This window comes from Pseudomonas sp. TE24901 (assembly GCF_054058375.1).
On the sequence record NZ_JBSSAF010000005.1, the window covers coordinates 298,521 to 314,130 of the forward strand.

At 60.6% G+C, this 15,610-nt stretch carries 12 protein-coding genes and 2 pseudogenes; 4 read left to right on the forward strand and 10 right to left on the reverse strand.

Features of this window, described 5'->3' with window-relative positions; all coding sequences use genetic code 11:
* Positions 1-21 precede the first annotated feature (21 nt).
* Together ACVWVP_RS12450 and ACVWVP_RS12455 are read right to left on the reverse strand one after the other, a co-directional pair.
* Complete coding sequence (locus ACVWVP_RS12450) at positions 22-999, reverse strand: ABC transporter permease subunit (RefSeq protein WP_457406185.1); 978 nt, start codon at positions 997-999, stop codon at positions 22-24.
* Positions 992-2,524 (reverse strand): sugar ABC transporter ATP-binding protein, encoded by a 1,533-nt coding sequence (locus tag ACVWVP_RS12455; RefSeq protein ID WP_457406186.1) that lies wholly within the window; start codon positions 2,522-2,524, stop codon positions 992-994. The genes ACVWVP_RS12450 and ACVWVP_RS12455 overlap by 8 nt, the downstream gene beginning before the upstream one ends.
* Positions 2,525-2,651: 127 nt before the next feature.
* On the opposite strand from ACVWVP_RS12455, the pseudogene ACVWVP_RS12460 reads away from it, so the two are divergent.
* Positions 2,652-3,253, forward strand: a pseudogene (locus tag ACVWVP_RS12460) (EAL domain-containing protein); the annotation flags it as partial.
* 52 nt (positions 3,254-3,305) lie between these two features.
* Here the strand turns inward: ACVWVP_RS12460 and ACVWVP_RS12465 are convergent.
* Both ACVWVP_RS12465 and ACVWVP_RS12470 read right to left on the reverse strand, forming a co-directional pair.
* Entirely contained in the window at positions 3,306-5,987 is a 2,682-nt protein-coding gene (locus tag ACVWVP_RS12465) for a dermonecrotic toxin domain-containing protein (protein WP_457406188.1), read from the reverse strand.
* Between the two features lie 146 nt (positions 5,988-6,133).
* Positions 6,134-6,982, reverse strand: coding sequence for a LysR family transcriptional regulator (locus ACVWVP_RS12470; protein WP_457406190.1), 849 nt, complete (start codon positions 6,980-6,982; stop codon positions 6,134-6,136).
* A 115-nt stretch (positions 6,983-7,097) separates the two neighbouring features.
* Here ACVWVP_RS12470 and ACVWVP_RS12475 point away from each other — a divergent pair, with 115 nt between their 5' ends.
* Together ACVWVP_RS12475 and ACVWVP_RS12480 are read left to right on the forward strand one after the other, a co-directional pair.
* Complete coding sequence (locus ACVWVP_RS12475) at positions 7,098-7,802, forward strand: haloacid dehalogenase type II (RefSeq protein ID WP_259171356.1); 705 nt, start codon at positions 7,098-7,100, stop codon at positions 7,800-7,802.
* Between the two features lie 2 nt (positions 7,803-7,804).
* The gene (locus ACVWVP_RS12480) at positions 7,805-8,593 is read left to right on the forward strand and encodes an aldolase (RefSeq protein WP_457406193.1); all 789 of its coding nucleotides are present in this window, start codon (positions 7,805-7,807) and stop codon (positions 8,591-8,593) included.
* A gap of 104 nt (positions 8,594-8,697) precedes the next feature.
* Here the strand turns inward: ACVWVP_RS12480 and ACVWVP_RS12485 are convergent, their stop codons facing one another.
* Entirely contained in the window at positions 8,698-9,696 is a 999-nt protein-coding gene (locus tag ACVWVP_RS12485) for a succinylglutamate desuccinylase (RefSeq protein WP_457406195.1), read from the reverse strand.
* Between the two features lie 91 nt (positions 9,697-9,787).
* Here ACVWVP_RS12485 and ACVWVP_RS12490 point away from each other — a divergent pair.
* Positions 9,788-10,327, forward strand: a pseudogene (locus ACVWVP_RS12490) (TetR/AcrR family transcriptional regulator); the annotation flags it as partial.
* Here the strand turns inward: ACVWVP_RS12490 and ACVWVP_RS12495 are convergent.
* From ACVWVP_RS12495 to ACVWVP_RS12515, 5 genes are read right to left on the reverse strand one after another with little or no spacing between them, the layout of a single operon-like run.
* Positions 10,283-11,281 (reverse strand): DMT family transporter, encoded by a 999-nt coding sequence (locus tag ACVWVP_RS12495; protein WP_457406197.1) that lies wholly within the window; start codon positions 11,279-11,281, stop codon positions 10,283-10,285. The pseudogene ACVWVP_RS12490 and the gene ACVWVP_RS12495 sit on opposite strands and share 45 nt — an antisense overlap.
* Entirely contained in the window at positions 11,278-11,976 is a 699-nt protein-coding gene (locus ACVWVP_RS12500) for an ABC transporter permease (protein ID WP_178921217.1), read from the reverse strand. The genes ACVWVP_RS12495 and ACVWVP_RS12500 overlap by 4 nt, the downstream gene beginning before the upstream one ends.
* 7 nt (positions 11,977-11,983) lie before the next feature.
* Positions 11,984-12,688: an ABC transporter permease gene (locus ACVWVP_RS12505; RefSeq protein ID WP_178921219.1), complete on the reverse strand. Its 705-nt coding sequence runs from the start codon at positions 12,686-12,688 to the stop codon at positions 11,984-11,986.
* The gene (locus ACVWVP_RS12510) at positions 12,688-13,542 is read right to left on the reverse strand and encodes a transporter substrate-binding domain-containing protein (protein WP_178921221.1); all 855 of its coding nucleotides are present in this window, start codon (positions 13,540-13,542) and stop codon (positions 12,688-12,690) included. The genes ACVWVP_RS12505 and ACVWVP_RS12510 overlap by 1 nt, the downstream gene beginning before the upstream one ends.
* A 24-nt stretch (positions 13,543-13,566) precedes the next feature.
* Entirely contained in the window at positions 13,567-15,567 is a 2,001-nt protein-coding gene (locus tag ACVWVP_RS12515) for an aminotransferase class I/II-fold pyridoxal phosphate-dependent enzyme (protein ID WP_178921223.1), read from the reverse strand.
* Between the last annotated feature and the right edge of the window lie 43 nt (positions 15,568-15,610).

A 15,610-nucleotide genomic window follows, 5' to 3' on the forward strand; every position in this document is an offset into this window, starting at 1 on the left:
GTGATTGTTAGGGGAGTCAATTCAGGTCCGCGCACCGGACTGGCGATACCGATCCAGCGCCACCGCGCCAATGATCACGATGCCCTTGATGATGTACTGCCAGATGTCCGACACCCCCAGCAGCACCAGGCCGTTGGTGAGCACCGCGATGATCAGGGCGCCGATCAGCGTGCCGCCGATGGTGCCGACGCCACCGGTAAAACTGGTGCCGCCGAGGATGACCGCGGCAATTGCATCCAGCTCATAGGACTGGCCCAGTTGCAGGCCATTGGCGGCGAACAGGCGCGAGGCGCTCATCACCGCGCCCAGCCCGGCCAGGGCGCCGGACATGGCGTAGACGAACAGCAGCACTTTCCACACCTTGATCCCCGACAGGCGCGCCGCTTCCGGGTTACCGCCCACTGAGTAGATCTGCACGCCCATCACGGTGCGGCGCAGAATGAACCACGACAGCACCACCACCGCCACGGCAATGACCACCAGCCACGGCACGCCAAGGATCGAGTCGTTGCCGATAAAGGCAAACGGCAGGTCGGGGTTGAACACGGTCTTGTCATCGGCCAGCAGGCGAGCCAGGCCGCGCATGGCAGTCAGTGCACCCAGGGTGACAATAAAAGGCGGCAGGCGCATGAACGCGATCAGCCCGCCATTGACCAGGCCCAGCAACAAGCCGAAGCCGATACCGGCCGCAATCCCGAACATGCCGAACTGCGGCGACAGCGACACCTGCAACGCCACCACGGCAGAGGCCGCCAGGATCGCCCCCACGGACAGGTCGATCCCCGCCGTGAGGATCACAAAGGTCATGCCCGCCGCCAGCACCACATTGACCGAGGCCTGCTGGGTGATGATCGACAGGTTCTGCACGGTCATGAAGTTCTCGCTGGCCAGGGCGAACCCCACCAGCAACAGGACCAGCACCGGCAACATGCCCACTGTGCGCATCAGTTCACGTGCGCGTTCTGCCTTACCTGTTGGAGCACTGTTCAACTCAGCCATGGGCAACCACCTGATCGCCACCGGTGGCGAGGTCAATAATGCGTTCCTGGGAAATGGCGTGGCCCGATGCCCCGCCGACTTCGGCCACCAGCTGGCCTTCACGCATCACCAGCACCCGGTCGCAGGTGCCGATGATTTCCGGCAGTTCGCTGGAGATCACCACGATGCCCACGCCGGCCAGCGCCAGTTGATTGATGATGCGGTAGATCTCGGATTTGGAACCGATGTCCACGCCACGGGTGGGCTCGTCGAGGATCAACACATGAGGCTTGACCTCCAGCAGGCGCGCCAACAGCACCTTTTGCTGGTTGCCGCCCGACAAGGCGCCGACGTTGACCTTGCCCGAGGCCACGCGAATCGACAGTGACTGGATCGCATCCTTGGAGCGCTGCGACGCGTGCTTGCGGTCGAGCACGCCACCGGCATGGGCATCCGGCACACAGGCGCAGACGTTGATGTTGTCGGCCACGCTCATGTCCAGGAACAGGCCCTGGGCCTTGCGGTCTTCGGTGAGGTACACCACGCCGGCGCGGATGGCGTCGGCCGGGGTGCGCAATTGAGTGACCGTCTTGCCCACCACTTCCAGGGTGCCGCTGGTGCGCGGGTCGGCGGCGAAGATCAAGCGCGCCAGTTCCGTGCGCCCTGCCCCGACCAAACCGGCGATGCCCAGCACTTCACCGGCGTGCAGGTCAAAACTGCAGTGGCGCACGCGCTTGCCGTCGGCCATGTCGCGCACGCGCATCACCACGTCTCCGGGGTTGTAGGTGGCGTGTTCCTTCTTGTAGAAGCCGGACAGGTCACGCCCCACCATCATTTTCACCAGCACTTCGGCCGATAGCGCGTCGCGGGTCAACTCGCCAATGTACTGGCCGTCACGCAGCACCGAAACGCGGTCGGACAACTCGTAGATTTCGGCCATGCGATGGCTGATATAGATGATCGCCAGGCCCTGGCTGCGCAGTTGCTTGATCAGCGCAAACAGGCGGTCGGTTTCGCGGGAGGACAGCGGCGTGGTGGGTTCGTCCATCACCAGGATCCTGGCGTGGCCGTGCAACGCGCGGGCGATTTCCACCAGTTGGCGCTCGGCGATCGACAGGCTGCTGACCGGCGTCGACGGTTTGAATTCGGCGCCCAGGCGTTGCAGCACGTCCACACAACCGGCCTGCATGCCTTTGCGATCGATGGTCCAGCCACGGCGCAGTTCACGGCCCAGGTAGATGTTCTCGGCCACGCTGAGGTTGGGGCACAGGCTCAGTTCCTGGTAGATGACGGCGATGCCGTGGGTCTTGGCGCTGGCGGGGTCGAAGGTGGCGACGGGCTGGCCGTCGATGCAGATCTGACCACCGGGGTCAGCCTGGTAGGCGCCGGAAAGGATTTTCATCAGCGTGGATTTGCCGGCACCGTTCTCCCCCATCAAGGCGTGGATTTCGCCGGGGTAGACCTTCAGGCCGACTGACTTGAGCACCCGCACACCGTTGAAGGTTTTGCTGATGCCCTGCATTTCAAGCAAGGGTTCAAGGCTCATGAATGAGCTCCTGGTTTTTTTATTTTTGTTGTCGAGTGCTGCCGACTCTATGCCAGTTACATTTCCTTACGCAAGCGCTTGCGTATGCCGTTTATCGACTGATTAAACGTTTCACCTCGTTCAGTTTGATGATATCGGCTTGATCGTCCCCGTGGGCCGTCGGGTGATCGAGCAGGACTGCTAACGTATCGCAGAGTGGCAACGCGATGCGATTGGCACGGTGGAGGTGGCGGTCAACCTCTCCGGCCATCAATTGATCGAAGGCGACCTGATTGCCGATATGGCGTGCACCCTTGCACGCACGGGGGTCGAGCCCAACTGGCTTGAAGTGGAGCTGACCGAAGGCTCGTTGATGGAAAACACCCAGCACACCACCGCCAGCCTGCAGCGCCTGTACGCCAGGGGGTGAAGATCTCCATCGATGACTTCGGTACCGGCTATTCGAGCCTGGCGTACCTGCGGCGGTTTCCCATCGACACGCTTAAGATTGACATCGCGTTTATACGCGAAGTGACCAGCAACCCCCAGGACGCGGCGATCACCCGTACCATTGTCGAACTGGCCCACAGCCTCAGCCTGCGGGAAGTGGCCGAAGGCGTTGAAACCCAGGCGCAACTAGCGTCCCTTAAGGGAGCCGGCTTTGATCAGATCCAGGGCTACCTGTTCAGCCGGCCGCTGCCAATGGAGCCAATGGAGCGCTTGTTGCTGGAGCGTTTGGAGCGTCTGTAAGTATGCCCAAGGTGCCCAGGACGTGCTGGCCAGCGAGCACCTTGGCAATATTTCATCCACCTACGGTGATCGGTTTATAGCGGAATAACCAGTATTTGAAATTCCCATTAAAGGGGTTGAAGGATGTTTCTTTTTGCTGCGTGAACTTTTTATTCTGCGCAAAGTTCTCGACAACGCCTTGGTTTGCCTTCGATGGATCGGTATATATATTCCGCGCCTTGTCGAACTCTCTCTGAATCACTTCAGGCGTCATACTGGTCGTGACTACGCCGTCATAGCCTTTGACGGGTTTTTTGACAATGCCGTGGAAGTGCGTAATGAAAGAATCCACTCCCTTGCTGCCCGAAGAGCACGCAAGCACTCGAAACCTATCATAGCTTTCAAGATCAATACCGTTCTCTACCAACTTCTGATGCAGCGTGATTGCAGCATTTTTCGTATCGGCGCCGTGCGTGCCTAGTTTTTTTCCATGCGCGAGTATATTCAGCCTTCTTTGCCCGCCTTTCGTGTAGTCCGTAAATACAAATACACCGTCATCAATTTTTCGCAAATCTTGCATGGTTTTCTTGATCGCTATAGGGGTGCCATTCGCAGCAGTGATCTCCGCAGGCGTGACGGACGCCTTGTTTTCATGGGTTGATACCTTGTCGCTTGGCACATTTTCAGTTTTGTCTCGCGCTTTGCTTTCGGGCTCATCTAAAGGTTTTCGTCTGCCGTTGTTATTTGGCCGTGCGGGCGGTTTTTCGGGGATGGGGTCGCGGGCACCTGAAAACGTTTTATAGGAGCCAGCAGTTCCTTTGGGCACTTCTGTGCTCGGAGGACTGCTTGCCAGTGAATAGCTGCCGCGTCGCTTGGCAAATCCTTTGACCAGCCGGCTACCTTGCTTTACCACGGGTTTGAGCAACTTGGTTATCCACGTTGTGGGAAGGAGCGAGAGCGCCAGGTCACCTGCGGCGTAGCCCATGTTTGCCACTGCTCCTCCACGCTCTGCCGCGGTGTGGCCATTGTTTGCCTGCCAGGCGGCAATAACGATTTGCGTCGGTGCCGTCAAAAATACGGCAGGCGGAAAAATAGTGCCCACCGCCCCTGCCAGCTTGGCAATTTTTTCCAAGAGCAGTTTGCGGTTTGACTTGATGACTTCATCCCCATCCGAGATAGCATCCCAGGCCTGTAGCTTGGTCAAGTTCTCAAACAGATTGCCCTCGATACGTGCGCTCGCTTGCCCATACATCACGACGGTAGGAAAGTATTTTTTCTCGTCAGCGACCATTTTCTTCAGGAGGGTACTTACACCGTCCTTGAAAGGGCCGTCACGCAAATAATATTTAGTGAAATGTTTTTCCAGTGCATTGCGCCCCTCTTCACTTTTTGCGACTTCAAATACCCATTTACGCATCGCGACATCGTCTTTGAACTCGAAAAAGGACTGTCCGTCGGCAGGCATGTACACCACCACACGCCCTGTGTCCTTATGCTTGAGCACCACAATATCCGACGAGCGATAATCACCGATTTGCAAGAGTGAACGGGCCACGTGTTTGCTGTCTGCCTGCCCAGGCGTGTTGAAGTCAGCGGCTTCAACCACCATGGCTAGCCCCTCTTTCGATAGGGTCCCCTCCGCCGCTTCAATGCCTGCACGCAGCGCATAGTTTTTTTCATGCAAAGCCTGCATGTTTCCCATGTTTTTTTGCCAAAACTCCTGTTGTGCCTTTCCGTACAATTTTGCCATATCACGATTACGTGCAATGGCTGGCAAAAGGCCGGGATCGAGTTCGAGTTTGTTGGCAGGATCATATTTGGGATTGGCGGGGTCTGCCGTGAAGATGACAGTTTGTCCGCCACTCACACGGTCATCCGACCAAGGGTCATTATCGGCAATTGCTTGTGTCAACGACTTAGGTTGACTGGTGGGTTTGTGATCGCCGATCACGTAACCCTTCGGTTTGAATCCAAGTTTTTCATATTCAGGGTCTTCTTCGCTGAAGTGCTGGATAAAAACGCGATCAGGATCAATGTCCAACACTTGCGGGCCATTTATTGTCGTGAAGTCTTTAATCTCTTTGCGAACGCGTTCGGCCACCACCTTTTGAGGGGTGGGGTATTCCTTGTCCATCTGTTCAGCTAAATCCAATAGTGTTTGAGCGGCTTCGTCGACGCCCCCGCCTGTTGAAGGGGCGTTGGCAGGACTTTCATTTACCTTGCCGGAAACAGTTTCACTGGTTTCGCGTTTTTTCCTGGGCGCCGTTAGTTGATACCGGTTGTCGACAGGCTCACGACTAACGTCAGTATCGGCATCGCGGCCGGCCATTGCATTTTTATCATTGACGCCAAATCGCTCGGGATCACGGGCCAGTGTTTTCAACCCACTGTTCATTTCCCGCGTATCGTTAAACAAATGGAATGGGTGTCCCTGATTTTCCGGTAAATAAAGCACGATGTTCACACCAGAAGAATCATGCGGTATACGCTCGATCAAGAGCCCTTCTTTGGCGACAGCCAAAGTCTTCACCTGAACGTTTGGCAGTCCTTTCTGCCCCGGAAACAACACCCCTTCAACCATGCTATGGACGTCAGGTGACATTCTCCCACTGTTCAACTCCTTAACCATATCAGCTCTGAGTTTTTCCCTTGCGCTATTGGGGGCGTGAGCGCTATGACGGGTTTGTACGGTACCAGGTGCCACAGTCGGAGCAGGGTTGACTCGGTTGGACGCGTTAGCAAGTGCAGTGGTCATAAGTCAGCAAAGTCACATTTTGGTTGACGAAAGAATTACCTGGCACCGCAGGATCTCTTCATTGGTGCTGTCACCTCTGTGTTACTTCGGTGTATGAAATTGTTCCAATCACAACCACAACATTTTGTTTCGGATATCTGGCGAGACTAGATCACAGGTGATGAAAGCTCTGCGCGCAGACACTCGATCAACCCCCGGTGGGTAGTACTCAATCGTTCTGCGCCACTGACCAATGCCAGTTCCGAAGGTGGTACGGGCGGCAGTTCCGTGCAGATACGGTGGCTGGGCAGCACAGCGTTTTTCGGCAAGATACTGATCCCCAGGCCAGACGTTACCGCCGCCTGTATCCCGGTGAGGCTGTGGCTGCCAAAGGCCACGCGCCAACTGCGCCGCGCCTTGTCCAGCGTTCGAATGGCGCGTTGGCGGTAGATGCAACCCTGGGGAAACAACGCCAGTGGCAGCGTTTCAGCGCGCAGATCCTGCCCAGCACCACACACCCACACCAACGGCTCCGGCCAACTGGCATGGCACTCGCCGCTGCCGACTTCGCGCTTGACCAAGGCAATGTCGATTTCGCCGGTCTCCAGTTGCCGGCGCAGGTCGGTACTCATGCCACTGACCGTTTCCAGTCGCGCTTCCGGGCGTGCACGAACAAATCCGGAAAGGATCGAGGCCATGCGCGTCGCGTCGAAGTCCTCCGGCACGCCTAACCTGACGGGCACCACGTTGGCTTCGGTATTCAACGCATCCCGCGCTTCGAGGGACAGGTTCAACAGGCGGCGGGCGTAATGGGTCAGCAATTCGCCGTGCTCGGTGGGGCTGACTTGCTGACCGGAACGGTCACGCACCAGCAACACCTGACCAACATTTTCTTCCAACTTGCGAATCTGCTGGCTGACCGTGGACTGGGTGCGATGCACCCGCTCGGCGGCGCGCGTGAAGCTGCCTTCGTCCACGACACAGACCAGGGTTTGCAGCAGTTCCAGATCAAACATGGCGACGGCCTTCATATCGACTATACAAATGTGATGCAGAGGTTAATTTAATTTCCAACTGACAGCCAGGGTTTCTATGCTGTCTCTATCGCTCACGACGCAACAGGTGAACCCCATGCCGCTCGAACACTCCCCTCGCCCGCTCTGGCTGACCTTTGACTGCTACGGCACGTTGATCCAATGGGATGAAGGCCTGCGCGCCGCCGTCGACCGTATTCTCGATGCCAAGGGTGACCACCAGGTGGACCGTGAGACACTGATCAGCGTCTACGACCACCACGAACACGCCCTGGAACAAACGCCACCCCATCGCAGCTTCCGCACCCTGGCTGGGCTGGGATTGCAGTTGGCGCTCAAAGAGCTAGGCCTGAGCGCCAGCCCTGACGATGCAGCCATCCTGACCGACAGCATCGGTGCCATGCCGCCGTTCCCCGAGGTGCTGGGCACACTGAATCAGTTAAAGCAGCAGGGTTACAAACTCTGCATCGTCTCCAATACCGACGATGACGTGATTGCGGGCAATGTCGCGCAACTGGGTGGGCATATCGACCGGGTGATCACCGCGCAGCAGGCAGGGGCCTATAAGCCGGATCGCCGCTTGTTCGACCATGCCCATGCGCAACTCGGGGTGAGCCTCGACCAGGTGGTGCACATCTGCGCCAGCCCGCACCTGGACCACGCTGCCGCACGGGATATCGGCTTTCGGTGCGTGTGGATCGACCGTGGTACCGGCCGCCAGCTGCTCGCCGACTACACGCCGGACGCAACCCTGTCGACCCTCGACGGCGTGCCCGAGCTGTTCAAGTCCCTGGGGTGGTAACCATGGCCCACACCTTTACACCCACATCGCTCGGCCCCCGCGCCGGGCGCTTCAACCTCGACACGATTGCCGCCATCGAAGCCCGGGTGGAACTCGCCGCCTGCCTGCAATTGGCGGCGCTGCATGGTCTGGAAGAAGGTATCTGCAATCACTTTTCGGCCACGGTGCCGGGGCATGACGGTTTGTTCTTCGTCAACCCGTTCGGCTATGCCTTCGAGGAAATCACCGCGTCGCAATTGCTGGTATGTGATTTCGCCGGCAACGTGATCGATGGCGACGGTACGCCGGAAGCCACGGCGTTCTACATCCACGCCCAACTGCACCAGCAGCAGCCGCGCATCAAGGCGGCGTTCCATACCCATATGCCCAATGCGACCGCGCTGTGCCTGCTGCAAGGCCCACCGCTGCTGTGGCTGGGGCAGACCTCGTTGAAATTCTACGGGCGTACGGCGGTGGATGAGCACTACAACGGCCTGGCCCTGGACAACCGCGAGGGGCTGCGGATCGCCCAAGCGCTCGGCAACGCCGATATCCTGTTCCTGAAAAACCATGGGGTGATGGTGGCTGCGCCGAACATCGCCGAAGCCTGGGACGACCTGTACTACCTGGAGCGTGCGGCCGAGGTGCAACTGAAAGCCATGGCCAGCGGGCAACCCTTGCTGCCGATTGACCCGGCGGTGGCACAACAGGCCTACGTGCAAATGCGCGAAGGCGACCCAGCGAGCGCCAGGGCCCACCTCGACAGCGCCATGCGCCGCCTAAAACGCACAGGCTCCCCCTACGACCAATGACCTGTAGTGAGCGGGCTCGCCCCGCGCGGCGGTGTGCCAGGTAAATATCAGTGGGCTGGCACGCCGCGGCGCGGGGCAAGCCCGCTCACTACAAGTTGGGGGTATCAGGGGTCCAGCGGGCCGCCGTTGTAGCCCTCGGATAGTCGCGTTCCCGTGAATTTTGCAACCACCGAACCCTGGGCCACCAGGCGCTCACGGTGACCGGTGACCATGCGCCCGGTTTGGGCGGCGTAGAGCATCACTTCTGAAGACGGGTCGCCTGGACGTCCGATAATCCGTGCAACGCGCTGGCCTTCCTCGACGTAATCACCCAGACCGATTTCAAGCAACAGCACGCCAGCACTGGGCGCCAAAAGGGTTTCCATACACCCCATGTCCACGGCTTCCCCTTGCCATTCGGCGATAGCGGCCACTTCATCGATCACACCATTGATGCACAGCCACGCCCAGATTCCATCAGCGTCCTGCTTGGCCAGCGCGTCGCTGACATCCGCCTGGCCGCGCAACTCGACAGTGGCCGCCAAGCGCGGCGAGCCGTGTTGGATGATGGCTTCTTCAAACGCGCCGTCGCCGCCTTCATCCCACACGATCACCACCTCGGCGCGCAATGCCGCCGCCAGCGCCAGGCCGTGTTCCGGCCAGAAGCTGCGGTGGATATACAGGTACGGCAGCGCTTCATCGTCGGTGTGCAGGTCCAGCACCAGGTCGGCGTCCTGCGCCAATTGCACCAGGCTTTTTTGCCACTGTGCGAGGGTGTTGGCGGGGCGTGCCTGGGCCAGCGAATGGTCGAAGCCACGGTTGAAATTCTGCCCGGTGGCCTCATGAAAACGCCCGAGCAATTTGCCCTGGCGAAACTGGCTGATGCCAAACGGGTTGGCCTGGGGCACCACCGTCACCGTCCCGCGCAGACGGCCCTGGTTCTGGCAAGCCTGCAAGCGTGGCAGTAACTGGTGCAGCACCAGCATCCCAGCGATTTCATCGGCATGCACGCCCGCTTGCAGGTGCACCCGGGGCCCGCTGTCGTCGCCTTCGAACCGCCAGGCGCCGATGTGCAACGGGTTGCCGGCGTCACCGGTCACCTGCCACGAAAGGTCTTTTGCCATGCCTTGCCCTCCTCTGATGATTTAAACGCTAGAGATTGAACAGATGTTCAACTAACCTTTGGCACTCTGGTGTTTCTTCAAGGGCATTCCCGTGACCGTCGACCCTCCCAAATTGCGCCGTGCCGACCCCGACGAACGCCGGGACCTGCTGATTGCCGCCACCCTCACCAGCCTCGGCCGCGATGGCCACGCGGGCATTTCCGTACGGCGTATCGCCGCCGAAGCCGGGGTGTCGGTGGGCTTGCTCAACCACCATTTCGGCAGCATCGATGCGCTGATCGCCGAGACCTACCACAAGCTGGCCAACGAGCTGACCACCGCGCTCTGGGAGCAAGTGGAACAGGTCGAAGGCGCCGCCGCGCGCCTGGATGCGTTTCTCAGCGCATCCTTTTCACCTCGGGTGATGGACCCGGACCTGCTCGGCGTGTGGGTGGTGTTCTGGAGCCTGATCCGTCACTCGCCTCACGTGAACCAGTCCCACGAAAACAGCTACCGCGCCTACCTGGCGTTGATCCAGCAACTGCTCGACGACCTGGCCCGCGCCGAGCAGTTGGTCATCCACGACAGCCACTTGGCCGCCATCGGCCTATCGGCGATGCTCGACGGGCTCTGGCTCGAGGGGTGTCTCAACCCCGGCACCTTCAGCCCCGCTAACGGGCTGCACATCTGCCGCTGCTGGGTACAGGGGCTGCGTCACGGAGCATTCGGCGCCGACCACGTCTTGTGATTCCGGGTGGCGCGCACTGAGCATGGCCAGGGTGCCGCTGACCGCGATCAAGACCGCGCCGATGATCAGCGAGGCGTCCATCGAGGTGCCCCAGACCAGGCTCGACAACAGAAACGCCCAGATCAGCCCGGTGTATTCGAACGGTGCCAGTAAGGTTGCCGTGGCGCGCCGGAAGCTGGCAAACAACAGGAACTGGCCGATACCGCCGACCAACCCCGCCGCGAGCATGCCCAGCCAGGACGGTGTGGGCGCTGGGGTGTGGGTCCAGGGCAAGGTCACCGCCATGCAGATCACGAAGACGACGTTGGTGATCAGCATCTGCTCCAGCACCGAGGTGGTCGGGTCGACCTGGCGCAATTGGATGTACGTGAACGCCCAGCAAAGGGCAGCGGCCAAGGTCAGGGCAATCGGCAGCGGGTCGACCATGTTGCTTGGGCGACAGGCGATCATTACGCCGACAAAGCCAATGATCAGCGAGATCCACTGGCCGCGACTGGCGCGCTCCTTGAGAATCAGCGCTGCCAGCAAGGTGACCATGATCGGCGCCGAGAAATACAAGGTGGTCATTTCCGCCAGGGTCAGGTCCTTGGCGGCGGTGTAATACAGCAACCACGCCAGCAGCGACAGCAAGCCACGCACGACCAGCAATTTACGGCTGACCGAGGTCCAGGCCCGCCGCAGCAAGCCCAGGCGCCCGGCGATCACACAGGCGGCAACCACCACCAGGCTGCGCCAGAACAGGATGGTGAACACTGAATAATCGGCCACCAGCCACTTGATCACCGCGTCCTGCAACGCCAGGAACGCGTAGGCCAGGGAGCACAGGGCAATCCCTTGCAGCGAGCGGTCCCTGGTCATCCTGCCGACCTGCGCAGCGGCGTGCCGCGCCGTTCGGCGATGGCGTAGACGCCTTCGATCAGGAACGTCAGGCACAGGTACACCCCGGCCACCAGCAGCAGCGGTTGATAGATCTGCAGGGTCTGTGCACGCACCACGTTCGCCGCGCCGAGCAGGTCCACCACGGCAATCGTCGACGCCAGCGCAGTGGATTTGAGCAGCATCACCGTTTCACCGGCCAAGGTCGGCAGCAACAAGCGCATCGCCCGTGGCAGGCGCACCCGCAGCAAGGCCTGGCGTGGCGTCATGCCGAAGGCCGAGGCGGCTTCCATCTCACCCTTGGGCACCGCCAGCAGGCCACCGCGAATCACCTCCCCCACATAGGCGCCCACCGACAGCACCAAGGCAAACACGATGTACCAGTAGCCGTCGCGCAGGAACGGCCACAGGAAGCTGCCGCGAATCATCGGGAACTGGGCGAACAGACTGCCCAGGCCGTAATAGAAGATGTAGATCTGGATCAGCAACGGTGTGCCCCGCAGCACGCTGGTGTAGGCCAGCGCACTGCGGGCCAGCCACTTGCGCCGCGACAAGCGCGCCAGTGCCACCAGCACCGCCAGGGCAAAGCCGAGCACCGCCGACATCACCAGCAGCGACAAGGTTGTCTGCAAGCCTTTGGCGATCAACCCCGCGTAGTAACTTATCCACTCAGGCATGGGCCCCTCACTCGACAACCGGCATCCAGCGACGAATACGTCGCTCCAGGCGCCCGGACAGGTAGTTGGAAGCCAGCGTCACCAGGTAATACAAGGCGGCGGCCGTGAGGTAAAACAACAGGTATTGGCGGGTGGAGCCCGCCGCCTGCTTGGCGGTGTAGAGCAACTCGTTGGTGCCGACCACGCTGATCAGGGCACTGTCCTTGATCAGGTTGATCCACAGGTTGGACATGCCCGCCAAGGCGTAAGGCGCCATAATCGGCAACGTCACCCGACGGAACAGGCCAAAGCCGCTCAAGCCAAAGGCCCGCGCCGCTTCGATCTGGCCATGGGGAATGGCCAGGATCGCCGCGCGGAAAATCTCCGAGGCATACGCGCCCTGCACCAACCCCAACACCAGGATCGCCACCAGCGGCCCGCTGATATTCAACTGCTCGAAGCCCAGGCTGACAATCAACGCATTCAGGCCCATGGCGCCGGCGTAATACAGCAGCAGGATCAGCAGCAGTTCCGGCACCGCCCGAAACACCGTGGTGTAGCCGCGCATCAGCATTGCAATCGGGCGTGGGGCGCTGAGTTTGGCGCACGCCACCACCAGCCCGATCAGCAACCCCACGGCAAAGGCGCCGGCGGAGATTTGCAGGGTCATCCATAACCCCTTGAGCAGCGCGTTACCCCACCCTTGTTCGCCGAAGCTTAAGAGGTCGAACATTATTCGCTCTTCTGGGCGATTTGCTGGTAAGGGCTGTCACAGGTCTTGCTGACAAACGCCGGGGTATCAGTGCGTTTACACGGGCTGACCGACAGGCCGAAGTAGTGCTGGGACAGGTCGTCATAGTCCTTGCTCACCAGCAGCTCGCCGATGGCCTTGTCCAGGCGCGCCTTGAGCGCGGTATCTTCCTTGCGCAAGCCGGCACCGACGCCACGGCCGATGATCGGGTCGTAGGGCACGCTGGCGATGTGGGCCAGGCCGCTGGCTTCCGGGGTCTTGACCATCATGGCGATGGCGGTGTCATCGGCCATCATGTAGTCGATGCGCCCGGCGATCAGGTCGGCGTTGGCCGACTCCTGGGTGTCGTAGTACTTCAGGTCGGCGATGTTCTCGTAGTACTTCTTCAGGTAGTTGGCGCTGACCGTGGAGATCTGCACGCCGATCAACTTGCCCTTCAGGCCTTCAGGCGTGATGTCCACGGTGGCGCCTTTGGGCCCTGCCACGCCCAGCAGCGAGTCGTAATAGGCGCGGCTGAAGGCGATCTGTTTTTCGCGCTCGTCGGTCACCGACATCGAGGAGAAAATCACGTCGATCTTTTTGGCCAGCAGTGACGGGATAATACCGTCCCAGGCCACTTCCTTGATCTGGCACTCGGCTTTCATGCCCTCGCACAGCTTGTGGATCAGGTCTACTTCAAACCCCGACCACTGGCCATTGCCGCCTTTTACCGTGAACGGCGGGTAAGGTTCGGCCGCCACCGCGAACACAATGGGTTTTTCCGCAGCCCAGGTAAAACCTGCGGCCAACATCAACACTGCACTGCCCAACCACGTTGCCATGCGTTTGCATTTCATGAGTTGCCCCGTCTTTTTATGGAGTTAGCGAGTTTGATGCGCGTTGACGAACTGCCGGCAACGCTCACTGCGTGGGTCGATAAACACCGAGTCCGGCGAGCCGGTTTCCTCGATCATGCCTTGGTGCAGAAAAGCCACTTTGGACGACACATCCCGGGCGAAGGCCATTTCATGGGTGACCAGGATCATGGTGCGGCCTTCTTCGGCCAGGGAGCGGATAACGCGCAACACTTCGCCCACCAGTTCCGGGTCGAGGGCTGAAGTGGGTTCGTCGAACAGCATGACTTTGGGGCGCATCGCCAGCGCACGGGCAATCGCCACCCGCTGCTGCTGCCCGCCGGAGAGAAACGCCGGGTATTCATTGCGCTTGGCGGCCAGCCCCACGCGGTCGAGCAAGGCTTCGGCGCGCTCGATGGCTTCGGCACGGCTTTCGCGCAGCACCTGGGTGGGCGCCTCAATCAGGTTTTCGAGCACAGTGCGATGGGGCCACAGGTTGAAGTTCTGGAACACCATGCCCAGGGTCGAGCGGATGCGCACCAGTTGCTTGGCATCCGCCACCAGCGGTGCGCCGGGGCGGCCGTAGTTGAGCTTGATGCTCTCACCGTCTACGTGAATGCTGCCCTGGTCGGGCACTTCGAGCATGTTGATGCAGCGCAGCAAGGTGCTTTTGCCCGAGCCACTGGCGCCGATCAGGGAAATCACATCGCCTTCGTTTGCGGTCAGGGAAATGCCCTTGAGCACTTCGATATTGCCGAAGCGCTTATGCAGATCGACCACCTCGATCATCTTTTTGACCTCGGCCGGTTGCACCACTTCAATCTTTGCGACGGGCGCCGGCGCGATCCGTGGCTCGCCCGCCAGTCGGCCGACAAAGCCAGCAATGCGCTGGCACGCCTCGGCCAGGCGCTCATCGCCCAGGGTGAACGACAGCCGCACAAAGCCTTGGGCAGGTTCACCAAAGGCCGCCGCATCGAGCACCGAGACCCCGGCCTCGCGGAACAATCGCCAGGCAAAATCCAGCGAACTCAAGCCCGTGCCGCGCACATCCACCAGCACAAACATGCCGGCCTGGGGCGCCTGCACCTTGATCCCCGGGCAAGCACTCAGGCCGGCTACCACCAGGTCACGTCGGCGGCGATAGATCTCGCGCATGCCGACGGTCACTTCATCATGGGCCAGCACGGCGGCCGCAGCGGCTTCCATCACAAACCCGGGCAGGCCATAGAGCATGCTCAGCACCAGGGTTTCGGCATGGGCGACCATCGGCGGCGCGGCGATGATCCAGCCGATACGCCAGCCGGTCATCGCGTGGGACTTGGACAGGCTGCCGATCACGATGCAGCGCTCTTCCATGCCAGCCAGCGCGGCGAGGCTGTGGTATTGACCGTCGAACACCAGGCTTTCGTAGACCTCATCCACCACCACCCACAGGTCATGGGCGATGGCCAGGTCGGCAATCACTTGCAGTTCCTGAGGGTTGAGCACCACGCCGGTGGGGTTGTTCGGGTTGGAAAAGAAGATCGCCCGGGTGCGCGGGGTGATTGCAGCGGCGAGTGCCAGCGGGTCCAGGCGGAATCCCGACTCCGGCGAGCACGGCACGCGCACCAGGGTTGCGCCACTGGCCTTGAGCGTGGCTTCGTAGGTGACGTACATCGGGTCGAGTACCAGCACTTCATCCCCGGCCTGCAACAGGCACAGCGAGCTGATGAACAATGCATTCTGGGCGCCGGGCACGATGATCACATTATCGGCCGCCAATGAGCGGCCCAGCGTCTGGCTGTAGCGCCGTGCCACGGCATCGCGCAAGGACGTACGGCCGGGGATTTCGGTGTAGTGGGTGTCGCCGTCGCGCAGTGCGCTGACGGCCGCGTCGGTGATGAACGAAGGCGTGGCAAAATCGGGATCGCCGACGCTGAGGATGATGATGTCTTCGCCCTGGCTGGCGGCGTGGAACGCGGCGTGGTGAATGTCCCAGGCGGCAACGCCCTGCCCTGCAATTCGCTCAACGAAGGGGGAAAACCGCATGCCAGAGCCTCTCGTTCAAGAAGAAAAAGCGCGAACCCGTTTG